The organism is Streptomyces sp. NPDC017943 (assembly GCF_044328425.1).
GTDB classification, from domain to species: Bacteria; Actinomycetota; Actinomycetes; order Streptomycetales; family Streptomycetaceae; genus Streptomyces; species Streptomyces djakartensis_A.
In genome coordinates this window covers 785,580-802,292 of sequence record NZ_JBIRHH010000001.1, presented here as the reverse complement: position 1 = coordinate 802,292, position 16,713 = coordinate 785,580, and the positions used below count along the sequence as shown (strand labels likewise).

General features: G+C 71.7%; 13 protein-coding genes. 9 read left to right on the top strand and 4 right to left on the bottom strand.

Annotated features, from left to right (window positions below; genetic code table 11):
* Window positions 1-5 precede the first annotated feature (5 nt).
* The 3 genes from ilvA to ACH4C6_RS03485 all read left to right on the top strand — a co-directional run bounded on the left by ilvA (window position 6) and on the right by ACH4C6_RS03485 (window position 3,245).
* On the top strand, window positions 6-1,235 hold the full coding sequence (ilvA, locus tag ACH4C6_RS03495; RefSeq protein ID WP_398106842.1) for a threonine ammonia-lyase: 1,230 nt from the start codon (window positions 6-8) through the stop codon (window positions 1,233-1,235).
* Between the two features lie 178 nt (window positions 1,236-1,413).
* Window positions 1,414-2,391 (top strand): ATP-binding cassette domain-containing protein, encoded by a 978-nt coding sequence (locus ACH4C6_RS03490; protein WP_398106841.1) that lies wholly within the window; start codon window positions 1,414-1,416, stop codon window positions 2,389-2,391.
* A complete protein-coding gene (locus ACH4C6_RS03485; protein WP_398106840.1) occupies window positions 2,388-3,245 on the top strand; it encodes an ABC transporter permease in 858 nt (285 codons plus the stop codon). Before ACH4C6_RS03490 ends, ACH4C6_RS03485 begins: the two co-directional genes overlap by 4 nt.
* A 58-nt stretch (window positions 3,246-3,303) precedes the next feature.
* On the opposite strand, the gene greA is transcribed toward ACH4C6_RS03485, so the two are convergent.
* Window positions 3,304-3,801 (bottom strand): transcription elongation factor GreA, encoded by a 498-nt coding sequence (gene greA, locus ACH4C6_RS03480; protein WP_398106839.1) that lies wholly within the window; start codon window positions 3,799-3,801, stop codon window positions 3,304-3,306.
* A 179-nt stretch (window positions 3,802-3,980) separates the two neighbouring features.
* Window positions 3,981-4,379, bottom strand: coding sequence for a DUF4307 domain-containing protein (locus tag ACH4C6_RS03475; RefSeq protein WP_398106838.1), 399 nt, complete (start codon window positions 4,377-4,379; stop codon window positions 3,981-3,983).
* Window positions 4,380-4,526: 147 nt separating this feature from the next.
* Between ACH4C6_RS03475 and mca the strand changes: the two genes are divergently transcribed.
* A complete protein-coding gene (gene mca, locus ACH4C6_RS03470; RefSeq protein WP_398106837.1) occupies window positions 4,527-5,408 on the top strand; it encodes a mycothiol conjugate amidase Mca in 882 nt (293 codons plus the stop codon).
* A complete protein-coding gene (locus ACH4C6_RS03465; RefSeq protein ID WP_398106836.1) occupies window positions 5,401-5,688 on the top strand; it encodes a hypothetical protein in 288 nt (95 codons plus the stop codon). Before mca ends, ACH4C6_RS03465 begins: the two co-directional genes overlap by 8 nt.
* 173 nt (window positions 5,689-5,861) lie before the next feature.
* Here ACH4C6_RS03465 and ACH4C6_RS03460 read toward each other — a convergent pair whose 3' ends face one another.
* Both ACH4C6_RS03460 and ACH4C6_RS03455 read right to left on the bottom strand, forming a co-directional pair.
* Window positions 5,862-9,059, bottom strand: coding sequence for a tetratricopeptide repeat protein (locus ACH4C6_RS03460; RefSeq protein ID WP_398106835.1), 3,198 nt, complete (start codon window positions 9,057-9,059; stop codon window positions 5,862-5,864).
* Window positions 9,060-9,578: 519 nt separating this feature from the next.
* A complete protein-coding gene (locus tag ACH4C6_RS03455) occupies window positions 9,579-10,145 on the bottom strand; it encodes a Uma2 family endonuclease (protein WP_398106834.1) in 567 nt (188 codons plus the stop codon).
* A gap of 230 nt (window positions 10,146-10,375) precedes the next feature.
* On the opposite strand from ACH4C6_RS03455, the gene ACH4C6_RS03450 reads away from it, so the two are divergent.
* The 4 genes from ACH4C6_RS03450 to ACH4C6_RS03435 all read left to right on the top strand — a co-directional run bounded on the left by ACH4C6_RS03450 (window position 10,376) and on the right by ACH4C6_RS03435 (window position 16,672).
* Complete coding sequence (locus ACH4C6_RS03450) at window positions 10,376-12,406, top strand: thioredoxin domain-containing protein (RefSeq protein ID WP_398106833.1); 2,031 nt, start codon at window positions 10,376-10,378, stop codon at window positions 12,404-12,406.
* 146 nt (window positions 12,407-12,552) lie between these two features.
* Window positions 12,553-13,836 (top strand): glycosyltransferase, encoded by a 1,284-nt coding sequence (locus ACH4C6_RS03445; protein WP_398106832.1) that lies wholly within the window; start codon window positions 12,553-12,555, stop codon window positions 13,834-13,836.
* Window positions 13,833-15,482 carry an ArnT family glycosyltransferase gene (locus ACH4C6_RS03440; protein WP_398106831.1) on the top strand — a complete coding sequence of 550 codons (1,650 nt, stop codon included), beginning with the start codon at window positions 13,833-13,835 and terminating at the stop codon, window positions 15,480-15,482. The genes ACH4C6_RS03445 and ACH4C6_RS03440 overlap by 4 nt, the downstream gene beginning before the upstream one ends.
* The gene (locus ACH4C6_RS03435; protein WP_398106830.1) at window positions 15,479-16,672 is read left to right on the top strand and encodes a glycosyltransferase; all 1,194 of its coding nucleotides are present in this window, start codon (window positions 15,479-15,481) and stop codon (window positions 16,670-16,672) included. Before ACH4C6_RS03440 ends, ACH4C6_RS03435 begins: the two co-directional genes overlap by 4 nt.
* Window positions 16,673-16,713: the final 41 nt, after the last annotated feature.

Genomic DNA, 16,713 nt, shown 5'->3' with positions numbered 1-16,713 from the left:
GAGTCATGAGCTACAGCACGGCTGACTCCTTGCGCTCGGTCACCCTCGACGACGTGCGCGGTGCCCAGAAGATGCTCGCGGGCGTGGCGCGGGCGACCGCGCTGGAGGGCAGCAGGCACCTGTCCCGGATGGTGGGCGCGCCGGTCCACCTGAAGTGCGAGAACCTCCAGCGGACGGGCTCGTTCAAGCTGCGCGGCGCCTATGTCAGGATCTCCGGCCTGCTGCCCGAGGAGCGCGCGGCCGGTGTGGTCGCGGCGAGCGCCGGGAACCACGCGCAGGGTGTGGCGCTCGCGTCGTCGCTGCTCGGCGTGCGTTCGACGGTGTTCATGCCGCAGGGCGCCCCGCTGCCGAAGGTCAGCGCGACCCGGGAGTACGGCGCCGAGGTGCGGCTGCACGGGCAGGTCGTCGACGAGACGCTCGCCGCCGCGCAGGAGTACGCGGCCGAGACGGGCGCGGTGTTCATCCATCCCTTCGACCACCCCGACGTCATCGCCGGGCAGGGCACGGTGGGGCTGGAGATCCTCGATCAGTGCCCCGAGGCCGCGACGATCGTCGTCGGGATCGGCGGTGGCGGGCTGGCCGCCGGGATCGCGGTGGCCGTCAAGGCCCTGCGGCCCGACGTGCGGATCGTGGGCGTGCAGGCGGCGGGCGCGGCCGCCTATCCGCCGTCGCTGGCGGCGGGACGGCCGGTGACGGTCGACAACCCGGCCACGATGGCCGACGGCATCAAGGTCGGACGGCCCGGTGACGTGCCGTTCGGCATCATCGGCGAGCTGGTCGACGAGGTGCGCACGGTCAGCGAGGACGAGCTGTCCGCCGCGCTGCTGCTGTGCCTGGAGAGGGCGAAGCTGGTGGTGGAGCCGGCCGGGGCGAGCCCGGTCGCGGCCCTGCTGAGCGACCCCGGCTCCTTCACGGGCCCGGTCGTCGCGGTGCTGTCCGGCGGGAACGTCGACCCGGTGCTGATGGAGCGGGTGCTGCGGCACGGCATGGCCGCGCAAGGCCGCTACCTGGCGGTCCGGCTGCGGCTGACGGACCGGCCCGGCGCCCTCGCGCACCTGCTGGGCGTGTTGTCGCAGGCCGACGCCAACGTCCTGGACGTGCGCCACGTGCGGACCGACCCGCGGCTGGGGCTCACGGAGGCGGAGGTGGAACTGCACCTGGAGACCAAGGGGCCGGCGCACTGCGCCGAGGTGGGCCGGTCGTTGCGCGGAGCGGGTTACACGATCATGGACTGAGGTGTCGCGGACCCGGCCGGTCCGCGGCCGGTTCGTGATCACGGAGTGCGACGCGCTGAAACTCATTGTAAGACGCGATACATCGCGTTATGGTGGGTCGCGAGCAACCTCACTGGACGTCCGTCCGGCAACCTCACCGGACGTCCGTCCGGGAATCCCCGAAGACGTGGAGACTCATATGCCAGGCGCCATTCATGCCGAAGGGCTGGTCAAGACCTTCGGTGACGTCAGGGCCTTGGACGGCGTCGACCTCGACGTGCCCGAGGGCACCGTCCTCGGTCTGCTCGGGCCGAACGGCGCGGGCAAGACGACCACCGTCCGCTGCCTGACCACCCTGCTGCGGCCCGACAGCGGGCGGGCGGTCGTCGCCGGGATCGACGTGCTGAAGCAGCCCGACGCGGTCCGCCGCTCCATCGGCCTGTCCGGCCAGTTCGCGGCGGTCGACGAATACCTGACCGGCCGCGAGAACCTCCAGATGGTCGGCCAGCTGTACCAGATGAAGGCCAAGGCGGCGAAGCAGCGCGCGGCCGAGCTGCTGGAGCAGTTCCACCTCACCGACGCCGCCGACCGCCCCACCAAGACCTACTCGGGCGGCATGCGCCGCCGCCTCGACCTCGCCGCCGCCCTCGTCGTCTCCCCGCCCGTGATGTTCATGGACGAGCCGACGACCGGCCTGGACCCGCGCAACCGCCAGCAGCTGTGGGAGGTCATCAAGCAGCTGGTCTCCGGGGGCACGACACTGCTGCTGACCACGCAGTACCTGGAGGAGGCCGACCACCTGGCGCACGACATCGCGGTCGTCGACCACGGCAAGGTCATCGCCAAGGGCACCTCCGACCAGCTCAAGGCCCGCACCGGCGGGGAGCGCGTCGAGCTCGTGGTGCACGAGCGCGAGCACATCGCCACCGCCGCCGAGGTGCTCGCCGGCTTCGGCAAGGGCGACACCAAGGTCGAGGAACACATGCGCAAGCTCACCACCCCGGTCACCGGCGGCGCCAAGCTCCTGGCCGAGGTCATCCGCGAGCTGGACACCCGCGGCATCGAGATCGACGACATCGGGCTGCGCAGGCCCACCCTCGACGACGTCTTCCTGTCCCTGACGGGGCACGTGGCCGAGACCAAGGACGAGGACAGCGACGAGGAGGCCGCGAAATGAGCGCCGTCACCGACACCGTGCGGGTCGCGCCGGCCGCGAACCCGGTCAGCCAGTCGATCCGGGACTCGATGGTGGTCGCCAAGCGGAACCTGATCCGCATGAGCCGCATCCCCGAGATGATCATCTACGGCCTGATCCAGCCGATCATGTTCGTGGTGCTGTTCACCTACGTCTTCGGCGGCTCCATGCAGATCGGCGACAGCACCAGCGCCACCGACTACAAGAACTTCCTGATGGCCGGCATCTTCGCGCAGACCGTCACCTTCGCCACCGCCAGCTCCGGCGCCGGCATCGCCGACGACATGCACAAGGGCCTCATCGACCGCTTCCGCTCCCTGCCCATGGCACGCGGCGCGGTCCTCACCGGACGCACCCTCGCCGACTCGGTGCAGACGGCCCTCACCCTCGTCGTCCTCGCCGCCGTCGCCCTGCTCGTCGGCTGGCGCGTCGGGTCCGACGGCAGCACCAACGCCGCCAAGGTCCTCGCGGCCTTCGGCCTGCTGCTCCTGCTCGGCTACGCGTTCACCTGGATCGGCGCCCTGATCGGCATGTCCGTGCGGACACCGGAGGCGGCCACCTCCAGCGGCCTCATCTGGCTCTTCCCGGTCACCTTCATCTCCAACGCGTTCGTCGACACCAGCCACATGACCCCCTGGCTGCGCCACATCGCCGAGTGGAACCCCTTCAGCGCCACCGTGCAGGCCTGCCGGGTGCTGTTCGCCAACCCGGGCCGGTCCACCTCGGACGCCTGGCCCATGCAGCACCCCGTGTGGGCCTCGCTGATCTACTCGGTCGTCATCATCGTGGTGTTCCGCACCCTGGCGGTGCGCAAGTACCGCTCCGCGACCGCATGACGAAGCCCCCGGCGCCGCGCGGCGCCGGGGGCAGGTCGATGATCCGGGAAGGAGAGGGTCAGCCCTCGTACGGCTCGGCCTTGAGGATCTTCACCGAGGCCTTCTTGCCGTTCGGCAGCTCGTACTCCGCGTCCTCGCCGACCTTGTGGCCGATCACGCCGGTGCCCAGCGGGGACTGCGGGGAGTAGGTCTCGATGTCGGAGCTGGCGTACTCGCGCGAGGCGAGCAGGAAGGTCAGCGTGTCGTCCTCGTCACCGTCGAAGGCGATCGTGACGACCATGCCGGGAGCCACCGCACCGTCGGCGGCGGGCGCCTCACCGACCTTGGCGTTCTCGAGGAGCTGGGTGAGCTGGCGCACACGGAGCTCCTGCTTGCCCTGCTCCTCCTTGGCCGCGTGGTACCCGCCGTTCTCCCGCAGGTCGCCCTCCTCACGCGCCGCGGCGATCTTCGCCGAGATCTCCGCCCGCGCAGGACCAGTAAGGTACTCAAGCTCAGCCTTGAGCTTGTTGTACGCCTCCTGGGTCAGCCAGGTGACGTTCTCGCTGGTCTGGGTCACAGGTGCTCCTCGTAGGTACTGGGAATACAAAGCATCGCCCTACCCAGAAGCATGTTCCTTCACGGAAGGGCGAAACCACGAGCCTAACAATTCAGGGGCCCCAGGGGGAGGACATAAGCGACCAGAATCACGTCCGCGCAGGTCAGCCCCGGCGTATTGCGGGTGACACCCGGTCGCTGTCAGTCGGCGTGGCAGCCCAGCAGCTCGGCCGTCGTCCCCGGCGAGGTGGTGCGCAGCGTGACGACCTTGTCGATGCGGGTCGCGTCGCCCGTGAAGCGGAAGTCGGCCCGGCCGACCTCGGCGCCGTTCTCGGCCTGCGAGCGGACCGTGCAGTAGCCGTCCGTGCCCGCGTCCTTGCGGACCTCCAGGTGCACCCGCACGGACTCCTCGCCCTGCTCGAAGCTGATGACCTCGGCGCTGATCTCGTTCTTGGCGACGTAGTGGTAGCCGAACCAGCCGACGAGCCCCAGCAGCGCCGCCGCGAGGACGGCGCCGACGACCTTGAGCGTGCGGTCGGCGCGCTCGTCCGAGGTGCGGCCGTAGCGGCCCTCGGGCGGCCGCGTGCTCGCCGTGGTCATGATCGTCCTCCAGACAGGGCCGGGACCCGCGTCCCGAAAGGGGCTCCGGGACCCGGTCCCGGAATTATTCGCCCCCCGATTCGGTCACTATAGAAGCCGCCGATTGCGCCGACGCACACCGGGCGCCGACTTACTGAGGATTGAGTCTTGACTGACCAGTTGCGACTGATGGCCGTCCACGCCCACCCCGACGACGAGTCGAGCAAGGGCGCGGCGACCATGGCGAAGTACGTGTCCGAGGGGGTGGACGTGCTGGTCGTGACCTGCACGGGCGGGGAGCGCGGCTCCATCCTCAACCCCAAGCTCCAGGGCGACGCGTACATCGAGGAGCACATCCACGAGGTACGCAAGAAGGAGATGGACGAGGCCCGCGAGATCCTGGGCGTCCAGCAGGAGTGGCTCGGCTTCGTCGACTCGGGCCTGCCCGAGGGCGACCCGCTGCCGCCGCTGCCGGAGGGCTGCTTCGCCCTGGAGGACGTCGACCACGCGGCCGGCGAGCTCGTGCGGAAGATCCGCGCCTTCCGTCCCCAGGTGATCACCACCTACGACGAGAACGGCGGCTACCCGCACCCCGACCACATCATGACCCACAAGATCTCGATGGTGGCCTTCGAGAGCGCCGCGGACACCGAGAAGTACCCGGAGGCCGAGTACGGCCCCGCCTACCAGCCGCAGAAGCTCTACTACAACCAGGGCTTCAACCGCCCCCGCACCGAGGCACTGCACCAGGCCATGCTCGACCGCGGACTGGAGTCGCCCTACGGGGACTGGCTCAAGCGCTGGGACGAGTTCGGGATGAAGCAGCGCACGCTGACCACCCACGTCCCGTGCGGCGAGTTCTTCGAGATCCGCGACAAGGCCCTGATCGCGCACGCCACGCAGATCGACCCCGACGGCGGCTGGTTCAAGGTGCCCATGGAGATCCAGAAGGAGGTCTGGCCGACCGAGGAGTACGAGCTGGCGAAGTCCCTCGTCGATACCTCCCTCCCCGAGGACGACCTCTTTGCGGGCATCCGCGACAATGCCTGACATGAGCGCAAGCGCAAGCCTGGCAATGACGCACCTCGTCACCCTCGCCAAGGAGGTCGACGAGGACAAGGTCACCCCCGGCGTCCTCGGCTTCATCGTCTTCGCGGCGATGGCCCTGGCCGTGTGGGCCCTGATGAAGTCCATGAGCCGGCACATGAACAGGGTCGAGTTCACCGAGGTCCCCGACCCCCGGGAGCCCTCCGCCACGGACGCGTCCCCGCAGGGACCCGCCGGCACCGCGGACGCGGAGCCCTCGGGCCAGGGCAGGAAGCAGGGCTGACCCCGTCCGGCCGGGTCCCCCCCGGCCGGACGCGCACCCGTCGGCGGCACGCACCGCCGCCGACGGGCGCCGCGCGCATCCCGGAACCGGCCGGCTCGGCCCGCGCCCTCCGGACTCACGCGGCGCCCCGCCCGGCACCTCACGCCCGGGGGCACCTCACGCCCGGGGGCACCTCACGCCCGGGACCGCACCGGTACGCCCATCACCTCGCGGGCGTGCCTGCTCGGCGTCATGCCGAGGCCCCAGGCCTGCCATCCCGACTCCAGGCTCACGCCGCGCTCCAGCAGCAGCGCCCACGCGCCGGCGTAGTCGTCGAGCTTGTCGTCGCGCAGCGGGTGGTCCGCCCGGGACAGCCGGGACAGCTCCTCCTGCGCCACCGCCGTGCCGACCTCCACACCGCCCGGCGCCGCGTACGGAAGCAGCGTGCAGCGCAGGAAGCCCGCCCAGTCCCCGCCCCGGCGGTCCCCGTACGACGCGAAGAGCTCCACCGCCTCGTCACACAGGGCCAGCGCCTGCTGCGTGCGGCCGTTGCCCGCGTCCACCACCGCCAGCTCCAGACACGTCCACGCCTCCCCGTGGGCCACCCCGATCCGCTGGAAGTCCGCGCGGGCGTCGACCAGCAGCTGCCGGGCGAAGCCGGAGTTGCGCAGCGAACCCGTCTGCTGCGCCCGCTGGTCGCGGGTGACCCGCGCCGAGTGGTGACGGGCGCAGGCCAGCCCGTACACGTCCCGCATGCGGGAGAACATCGTCCGCGAGCGCTCCAGCTCCCGCACCGCCCGGTCCAGGTCGCCCGTCTCCTCCAGCGCCTGACCCAGGTAGTACAAGGTCCACGCCTCACCGCGCGCGTCCTCGTTGTCGCGGTGCCGCGCCGCCGCCCCCCGCAGCTCCTCCACCGCCTGCGCCGCCTCCCCCGACACCAGCAGCACCCGGGCCAGCTGCGTCAGCGCCCACGCCTCACCGCGCGCGTCACGGGTCCGGCCGTACAGCTCCAGCGCCGCCCGCAGCTCCGCCTCCGCCCGCGCCACGTCCCCCATGCGCAGACCCAGCTGACCCAGCTGGAAGTGCGCCCACGCCTGGCCGTGCACCGACTCGCCCCTGCGGTGCAGCACCAGCGACTCCGTCAGCAGCTCCAGCGCCTCACCCAGCCGCGCCCGGTCCCGCTCCACCGCCGCGAGGGCATGCATCGTCCACGCCCGGTCCGCCGCCAGCTCGGACGAGGACTGCAGGGCCAGAGCCTCGCGCAGTTTCTGCGAGGCCTCCGTCAGATTCCCCTGGTGGTGCAGCGTGATGCCCAGGGAGCACAGCGCCCGGGCCGCCCCCGCGTCATGGTGGGCCTCCCGGTACAGGTCGACCACCGACGCGAGCGTCGTACGCGCCTTGTCCAGCTCGCCCAGCTGCCGGGCGGCGATACCCGTGCGCCACTGCACCGAACGGACCAGCAGCCCTTCGTCCACCGCCTGCGCCAGCTCGCTGATCTCGCCCAGCCGGTACAGGTCGCCGCGCAGCAGGCAGTAGTCGCACAGCGCCCCCAGCAGGTTCAGCACCGCCCCCCGGTCCACGCCCTCGGTGTGCCGCAGCGCCGCCGTGATGAAGCTCGACTCGTCGTCCAGCCAGCGCAGCGCCTCGTCGAGCGAGGTGAAGCCGTACGGGCTGAAACGGTTGGTGCGCGTCGACATGTTGCCGTCGACCATGCGCAGCACCGAGTCGGCCAGCTCCGCGTAGTTCACGATCAGCCGCTCCTGCGCCGCCGCTCGCTCGGCCGGGTCCTCCTCGTCCAGCAGCCGCGCCCGGGCGAAGGAACGGACCAGGTCGTGCAGCCGGTAGCGGTCGCCGCGCACCGGGTCGACCAGACCCGCACGGGACAGGGCCCGCAGCTGACGCGTCGCCTCCGCCTCGTCCGTGGCCAGCAGCGCGGCCGCCGCCGCGGCGCCCAGCGAGGCCCGACCCGCCAGGGCCAGCCGGCGCAGCAGCCGGCGCACCGCCTCCGGCTGGTCGGTGTAGCGCAGCCACAGGGCCCGCTCCACCGGCTCGACCGGCCCGTACGCCGCCAGATCCGCGGCCAGCGCACGCGGGGAGCGCACACCGAGGCACGAGCCCGCGATCCGCAGCGCCAGCGGCAGCCCGCCGCACAGCTCGCGCACCCGGTCAGCGGACTCCGCGTCGTACGGCCCGGACCGGTCCTCCGCCACCGCGCCCAGCAGCTCCTCCGCACCGGCCGCGTCCAGCGGCTCCACCGCCAGCCGGTGCACCCGCGCCGGCAGGTCCGCCGGCTCCAGCGGCTCCCGCGCGGTCACCAGCACCAGGCTGTCGGACCGCTCCGGAACCAGGGCGCGGATCTGCCCGGCGTCCGAGGCGTCGTCCAGGACGATCGTCACCGGCACGCCCGTCAGATGCTGGTGATACAGCTCGGTCAACCGCCTGACCTGCTGGTCGGGCGAGGAACGCTCCCGGAACAGCAACTGCTCGCGCGGAGCGCCCAGCCGGTTCAGCAGATGCAGCAGGGCGTCACGCGTGGACAGCGGCGCACCGCCCGGGCCCTCCGCGCGCAGGTCGACGACGCAGGCGCCGCGGAAGTAGTCCTTCAGCTCGTGCGCGGCGGCCACCGCGAGGGCCGTCCGGCCGCTGCCGGGCGTGCCGTGCAGGACCACCACGGTCGCCCGGGTCTCCGTACTCGCCCGGGCCGCCTGCACCCACTGCCGGATCTGCGCCAGCTCCCGCCGCCGCCCCGCGAACGGCTCCACTGCCCGCGGCAACTGCGCGAACGACTGCGCCAGCACGCCCCGCCCGCGCGCCGCCGCGCTCTTGTCCGCGCCCCGCAGCCGCGGCCCCGCCTTCTTCGGCCCGGTGGACGCGGCGAGCATCCGCTGCTGGTCCAGGAACGGCCGGATGCCCCGCACCTCCAGCGCCGTCAGCCACTGCAACCGCAGTTGCTCCGGACCACCGGGCTGGCCGAGCGCCCCGGCCCTGTGGTGCGCGGCCGGCACGTGCGCGCCGGCCACCTTCGCGACGGTCGCCGCCGCGCCCACCACCCCCACCGTCGCGCCCGCGCCCAGGGCCGTCCCCGCGCCCGTGCCCAGCGCCAGGTCCGCGACGACCGCCGCCACCGCCGCCGCTCCCGCCACCAGCAGGGGAGTGCCCGCGCCGTCCCGTGCGTAGCGCTGCCCGAAGGTCAGCTGCCCGGCCGCGGCCTCGTCCAGGGCGCGCGTGTACGCCTCGTACTCCTCCGACGCGCTGCGCGCCAGCTCGTCGAGCGCCGCGCGCCCCCGCGCGAGCAGCACGCCGCCATCGGTGCGCCCGCCGGAACGCCGCACCTCCTCCTCCACGGCCCGGGCCAACAACCGCTCGGCCTCCCCCCGATGACCGTCCCGCATGTCACGTCCCCCTCCGGTGGCAACGGCGTTCCCGTCAAGTGTGCTGTGCCCCGCACGCCCTGGGGAGAGGGCACGGTGATCCCGGGGCCCGCACCCGACCCGCGCCTCCTGCCCCGTCTCCCACGGACGTCCTCTTGGTCGATGTGGCGCTATCGCTCCGTACGGCGCGGGAACTGCATGCCCAGTACGGCCAGGGCGAGCGTCTGTCCGAGAGACGCGAGCAGGAGCAGGGGCTGACAGGCAGCCTCGTCCGCCGTCATACTCCGCTACGTCCCAGGGGGACGGGATCAACGGCGAGTACTACAGCCAGGCGAAGGCCGTGATCGACAACAAGCTCAACGAGGGCCCCGGCGAGAACGCACAGGTCGGCACCTGGTTGAAGCTGTCCAGATTCCCGCCGGGCCGTCTACGACAGGTCCGGGCCGAGTTGGGGGTCGATGCCCAGAGGTCCCCGGTTGCGGACATGTCTCAGCCCGCCGGGCGTCGGAGGCGCCGAGGGTGCGGGCGATTCCTCGTTGCTCACAGGGTCCCGAGGTCGACCGTGACAGGGAAGGGCGCGGTGGCCTTCACGGTGCCGGTGAACACCTCGCCGTCCCGGTAGGCCCTGGTGGCTGGGTCGAGGACGTAGGTGTAGATGATCGGAATGCCGGTGGCGGACTGCTCGATGCGCCAGTAGAAGGGGATGCCGGCTTTGGCGTACTGGTCCACCTTCACGATCCGGTCGGTGGTCTCCGAACCGGGCGACACGACTTCGACGACCAGCAGTACGTGCTCGGGGCGGGTGGGCGTGAGGTCGATGGTCTCCGCCCGGTAGACCGTGACGTCCGGTCGCCGGTTGGTGAGTGGAACGTCCTGCAGGCGGACGTCGAAGTCCGTGTCGGCGTTCCAGTCCGGGCCCGCGGCGGCGTCCAGGGCATTGGCCAAGAACCGAGCCAGCCGGTTGAGCCGCTTGGAGGCGCTCGGGCTCACGACGACCATCCCGTCCACGATCTCGATCCCGGCGCACTGCTCCTCGGACCAGGAGTCGTACTGTTCCGCGCTGATCTGCATGTGCATCCACGCGGGCGCCACCATCTCGGCGGTCATGAAGTACCTCCTTCGAGGGTGCGGTGCTGCTCGGCTCAGCGTACTGCCCGCTTCCAGTCGGGCACCGGCTTTGGTCGGGGCAGAACCTCCAGCGTCCGCAGGGCGGGCCTGGAGGTGAAGAGGCGATCCTCATTCACCGCGAGATGGCGCATGGCTGCAAATCGGCCAAGTAGGACGAGGGCTTCCGGGTCGAACTGGCAGGACCGTGTCGGCGTGAGAGGCTGGGGCGTATGAACCGGTTGGCTGGTGTGACCTCGCCTTATCTGCTTCAGCATGCCGATAATCCGGTCGACTGGTGGCCTTGGGTGCCGGAGGCGTTCGAGGAAGCGAGACGGCGCGATGTACCCGTGCTGTTGTCAGTCGGATACTCTGCGTGCCACTGGTGCCATGTGATGGCACACGAGTCGTTCGAGGACCAGCGGACCGCGGAGTACCTCAACGCCCACTACGTGAGCGTGAAGGTCGACCGCGAAGAGCGCCCCGACGTGGATGCCGTCTACATGGAGGCCGTGCAGGCCGCGACCGGGCACGGTGGGTGGCCCATGACCGTGTTCCTGACGCCCGAGGCCGAGCCGTTCTACTTCGGTACGTACTTCCCGCCCGAGCCCCGGCAGGGCATGCCCTCGTTCCGGCAGGTGCTCCAGGGTGTCAGCCAGGCGTGGGAGGAGCGGCGGGACGAGGTCACCGAGGTGGCCGGGAAGATCGTCCGGGACCTGGCCGGGCGGGAGATCTCCTACGGGGACGCGCAGACGCCGGGGGAGCAGGAGCTGGCCCAGGCGCTGCTCGGGCTGACCCGGGAGTACGACCCGCAGCGCGGCGGGTTCGGCGGGGCGCCGAAGTTCCCGCCGTCGATGGTGCTGGAGTTCCTGCTGCGCCACCACGCCCGCACCGGCGCCGAGGGCGCCCTGCAGATGGCGGCCGACACCTGTGAGCGGATGGCCCGAGGCGGCATCTACGACCAGCTCGGCGGCGGGTTCGCCCGCTACTCGGTCGACCGCGACTGGATCGTGCCGCACTTCGAGAAGATGCTGTACGACAACGCCCTGCTGTGCCGGGTCTACGCCCACCTGTGGCGTGCCACCGGCTCGGAGCTGGCCCGGCGGGTCGCGCTGGAGACGGCCGACTTCATGGTCCGCGAACTGCGCACGAACGAGGGCGGGTTCGCCTCCGCGCTGGACGCCGACAGCGACGACGGCACGGGGCGGCACGTCGAGGGCGCGTACTACGTGTGGACGCCGGAGCAGTTGCGCGAGGTGCTGGGCGAGCAGGACGCCGAGGTGGCCGTGCGGTACTTCGGTGTGACCGAGGAGGGCACCTTCGAGCACGGTCAGTCCGTGCTGCAACTGCCTGTGGAGGACGGGCTGTTCGACGCGGAGCGGATCGCCTCGATCCGGGAGCGGCTGCTGGCGGCGCGGGCCGGGCGTCCGGCGCCCGGCCGGGACGACAAGGTCGTCGCCGCGTGGAACGGGCTCGCGATCGCCGCGCTGGCCGAGACGGGCGCCTACTTCGACCGGCCGGACCTGGTCGAGGCCGCCGTGGCCGCCGCCGATCTCCTGGTGCGGCTGCACCTGGACGAGCAGGCGCGTCTGACGCGTACCAGCAAGGACGGGCACGCGGGTGCCAACGCCGGTGTCCTGGAGGACTACGCGGACGTGGCGGAGGGGTTCCTGGCGCTGGCGTCGGTCACCGGGGAGGGCGTGTGGCTGGAGTTCGCCGGGTTCCTGCTCGACCATGTCCTGGCCCGCTTCACGGACCCCGAGTCGGGTTCGCTGTTCGACACGGCCGCCGACGCCGAGCAGTTGATCCGGCGGCCGCAGGACCCGACCGACAACGCCACGCCCTCCGGCTGGAGTGCGGCGGCGGGTGCCCTGCTGAGCTACGCCGCGCACACGGGTTCCGTGCCGCACCGCACGGCCGCGGAGAAGGCCCTGGGGGTCGTGAAGGCGCTGGGGCCGCGGGTGCCCCGGTTCATCGGCTGGGGGCTCGCCGCCGCGGAGGCCCTGCTGGACGGTCCGCGCGAGGTGGCGATCGTGGGGCCGTCGCTGGACGACGCGGGCACGCGGGCCCTGCACCGCACGGCACTGCTGGGGACGGCGCCGGGGGCGGTCGTCGCCGTGGGCGTCCCGGGGAGCGAGGAGTTCCCGCTGCTCGGCGACCGTCCGCTGGTCGGTGGTGAACCATCCGCCTATGTCTGCCGTAACTTCACATGTGACGCGCCGACGACGGAAGTTGAACGGTTGCGTGCGGTGCTGAGCAACTGAAGTCGGAAATCAACGGAAACACGCTCTTTATCGGAACAGCCCCCGGGCTTCACAGTTCCCCCCTAATCTCTGCACGGTGACGTGACGGGAGAGGGCCGCATCGGCACACCGTCACGACGGGGGCTCGAGGATCTGGGGGGATCTGCTTGCTGACGTCTGTCTTCATCGCTGCCGTTTCGCTGGCTCTGTTCTGGATGGCGGCGTTCACCCTGTGGTGGCAGATGCACGCCTGGCGCACGCCGGAAGTGCTCGCCTCCACGCGGTTCACCAGTCCGGACGGGGACGAGCACGTCTCGTTCTCGCTGCTGCTGCCCGCGCGGCACGAACAGGCGGTGCTGGACCACACCATCCAGCGGCTGCTGGAGTCGAGCCACACCGACTTCGAGATCATCGTGATCGTCGGGCACGACGACCCGGAGACCACCGCCGTGGCCGAACGGGCCGCGGCGCGCGACCCACGGGTCCGGGTCGTCGTCGACACCCACGAGAAGAAGAACAAGCCGAAGGCCATGAACACGGCGCTGCCGCACTGCCGCGGCGGCGTCGTCGGCGTCTTCGACGCGGAGGACCAGGTCCATCCCGAGCTGCTCGCCCACGTCGACCACGCCTTCCGCACCACCGGCGCCGACGTCGTGCAGGGCGGGGTGCAGCTGATCAACTTCCACTCCAGCTGGTACAGCCTGCGCAACTGCCTGGAGTACTTCTTCTGGTTCCGCTCACGGCTCCACCTGCACGCGCAGAAAGGTTTCATTCCGCTCGGCGGCAACACGGTCTTCGTCCGCACCGACGTCCTGCGGCAGGCGGACGGCTGGGACCCGGACTGCCTCGCCGAGGACTGCGACCTCGGGGTGCGCCTGTCCAGCGTCGGCAAGAAGGTCGTCGTCGCCTACGACTCCGACATGGTGACCCGGGAGGAGACCCCGGGCTCGCTGATGTCCCTGCTGAAGCAGCGCACCCGCTGGAACCAGGGCTTCCTCCAGGTGTACCGGAAGAAGGACTGGAAGCAACTGCCCACCCTCGGGCAGCGGCTGCTCGCCCGCTACACCCTGATGACGCCGTTCATGCAGGCCTTCACCGGCCTGATCATCCCGCTGAACGTGGCGATCGCGCTCTTCCTCGACGTGCCCGTCGGCATCGCCTTCATCACCTTCCTGCCGGCCGTCACCGCCCTGGTGACCTTCGTCTTCGAGATCGTCGGACTGCACGACTTCGGCAGGCAGTACGGGCTGCGCGTGCGCCTCGTGCACTACCTGAAGCTGGTCCTGGGCGGCCCCTTCTACCAGGTCCTCCTCGCCGGCGCGGCCCTGCGCGCGGTCTGGCGCGAGCAGCGCGGCCGCAACGACTGGGAGCTGACCAGCCACGTCGGGGCGCACCTCGACGAGACGGCCGTGACCCGGCAGGACGTGACCCGAGAGGACGTTCCCGCGTGACCTCCACCCTTCCCGCGGCGGCCTCCGCGAAGGTCCCCGCGCAGCGCCGGCCCGCGCCCGGCACCCGCGCGCACCGTCGTCCCGAGCCGCCGAGCCGGCTGCGCTCCTCACGGCCCGACTTGCTCCTGTGCGGCGTGCTGCTCCTGGCCATCCTCGTCGTGCAGGGCTGGAACATCGCCGACTACCCCGCCCTCAGCGACGACGAGGGCACCTACCTCGCCCAGGCCTGGTCGGTGCAGCAGGGCGACGGCCTGGCCCACTACACCTACTGGTACGACCACCCGCCGCTCGGCTGGATCCAGATAGCCCTGCTGACCTGGATCCCGGCGCTGATCAGCCCCGAGTCGATGACGGTGGGCACCATGCGCGCCGCGATGCTGGTGATCAGCGGCATCAGCGCGGTCCTGGTCTATGTGCTCGGCCGCAGGCTGGCCCTGCCCCGCTGGGCGGCCGGGCTCGGCATGGCGCTGTTCGGCCTGTCCCCGCTGTCGGTGGTCCTCCAGCGGGAGATCTTCCTCGACAACCTCGCGGTGATGTGGACGCTGCTGGCGTTCACCCTGGCCGCCTCCCCGAGCCGCCACCTGTGGCACCACTTCGGCGCGGGCATCGCGGCCGCCACGGCCGTGCTGACCAAGGAGACGATGCTCGTCGTCCTGCCGGCCCTGTTCCTCACCATGTGGCGGCACAGCCACCGCGACACCCGCAAGTTCGCCCTCACCGGCGCGGTGACGGCCTGCACCCTGATCGGCTTCTCCTACCCGCTGTTCGCCCTGCTCAAGGGCGAGCTGCTGCCGGGCGCCGGGCACGTCTCCCTCTGGGACGGCGTCACGTACCAGATGACCAGGCCCGGTTCCGGCTTCATCCTGGACCGGGGCTCCGGCTCCTGGGGCGTGCTCCAGTCGTGGCTGTACTACGACAGGATCCTGCCCCTCGGCGGCCTCGCGGGCGCCCTGCTGCTCCTGGTCATCTGGCGCTGGTCGGTCACCGCCCGCGCCCTGGCCGGACCGGCCCTGGCCGTCGCGATCCTCGCCGCGCTCGCTCTGCGCCCGAACGGCTACCTGCCCGCGATGTACGTCATCCAGGCCCTGCCGTTCCTCGCCCTGGTGCTGGCCGGCGGGACCGCCTCCGTCGCCCACGCGGTGCTCAGGCGCCGGCGCTCCGAGGCGGAGAAGCGGCACGTCAGAGCGGGCCGGTACGCGCTCGCCACCGTCCTCGCCCTGGCGGCCGGCGCCTACGTGGTGCCCCGCTGGTACGACGGCGCGCACACGGCCGTCACCACCGACGCCAACGCCCCCTACCGGGCGGCCTCCGCATGGCTGGCCACCGAGGTCGAGGACCCGGAGCGCACCCGTGTGCTGGTCGACGACGCCCTCTGGCTGGACCTGGTGCACCAGGGCTACCGGCCCGGCCTCGGCGTCATCTGGTTCTACAAGGCCGACCTCGACCCTGCGGTGACGAAGACGATGCCGCGCGGCTGGAAGGACCTGGACTACGTCGTCGCCTCGCCCACCGTGCGGCGGGACGCGGCCGACCTGCCCAACGTCAGGGCCGCCATGAAGCACTCGGACGCGGTCGCCACCTTCGGCACCGGCGAGGACCGCATCGAGATCCGCCGCATCCACACGTCCGCCGGAGGCGCGCGATGAGCCAGGAGTACACCGCCCCCCGCGAGGTCGTCGAGACCGCCGAGGTCCCCGAGCCGGGCGCCGTCACCCTCGTCGTACCGACCTTCAACGAGTCGGCCAATGTACGGCAGTTGCTGCGTCTGATCACCGACTCGGTGCCGTCCCGGCTGCCCTGCGAGGTGGTCTTCGTCGACGACTCCACCGACGACACGCCCGCGGTCATCGAACAGGCGGCGCAGGACTGCCCGTTCCCCGTGACGGTGCTGCACCGCGAGGAGCCGGCCGGCGGGCTCGGGGGCGCCGTCGTCGAAGGGCTGAAGGCGGCCACGTCCGACTGGATCGTCGTCATGGACGGCGACTGCCAGCACCCGCCGTCCCTCGTGCCCGACCTGGTCGCCACCGGCGAACGCGCCAACGCGGGGCTGGTCGTGGCCTCCCGGTACATCGAGGGCGGCAGCCGGGCCGGGCTCGCGGGCGGCTACCGCATCGCCGTCTCGCGCGGGGCGACCTGGCTGACCAAGGCGCTCTTCCCGCGGCGGCTGCACGGCATCAGCGACCCGATGAGCGGCTTCTTCGCCATCCGCCGCAGCGCGGTCACCGCCGAGGTGCTCCAGCCGCTCGGCTACAAGATCCTGCTCGAACTCGCCGTGCGCAGCCGGCCCCGCACGGTCACCGAGGTGCCGTTCGTCTTCCAGGACCGGTTCGCGGGGGAGTCGAAGTCGACCGCGCGGGAGGGGATGCGCTTCCTGCGCCACCTGGCCGGGCTGCGCGCCGCCTCACCGGTCGCGCGGATGGTGGGCTTCGGCCTGATCGGGCTGACCGGCTTCGTGCCGAACCTGCTGGGCCTGTGGGCGCTGACCGCGCTCGGCATGCACTACGTACCGGCGGAGGTCCTCGCCAACCAGCTCGGCGTCGCCTGGAACTTCCTGCTCATCGAGCACCTGCTGTTCCGCGAGCGGCGCCGGCACCGGCGCTGGTGGGACCGGGCCGGGCGGTTCGCGCTGCTGGCCAACGCCGACCTGGCCCTGCGCCTGCCGCTGATCGCCCTGTTCGTGCACCGGCTGCACCTGGGCGTGCTGTCCGCCACCGCGCTCGCGCTGGTGACGACGTTCGTCCTGCGCTTCGCGGCGACCGAAGCGCTGGTCTACCTGCCGCGCCGGGGGCGTGAGAAGCCCGCGCGCAGCGACCGCACCGCAAGGAGAGCCGCGTGAACCTCCGTCGCAGAACGACCGCCCTGCTGTCCGTGGCCGGC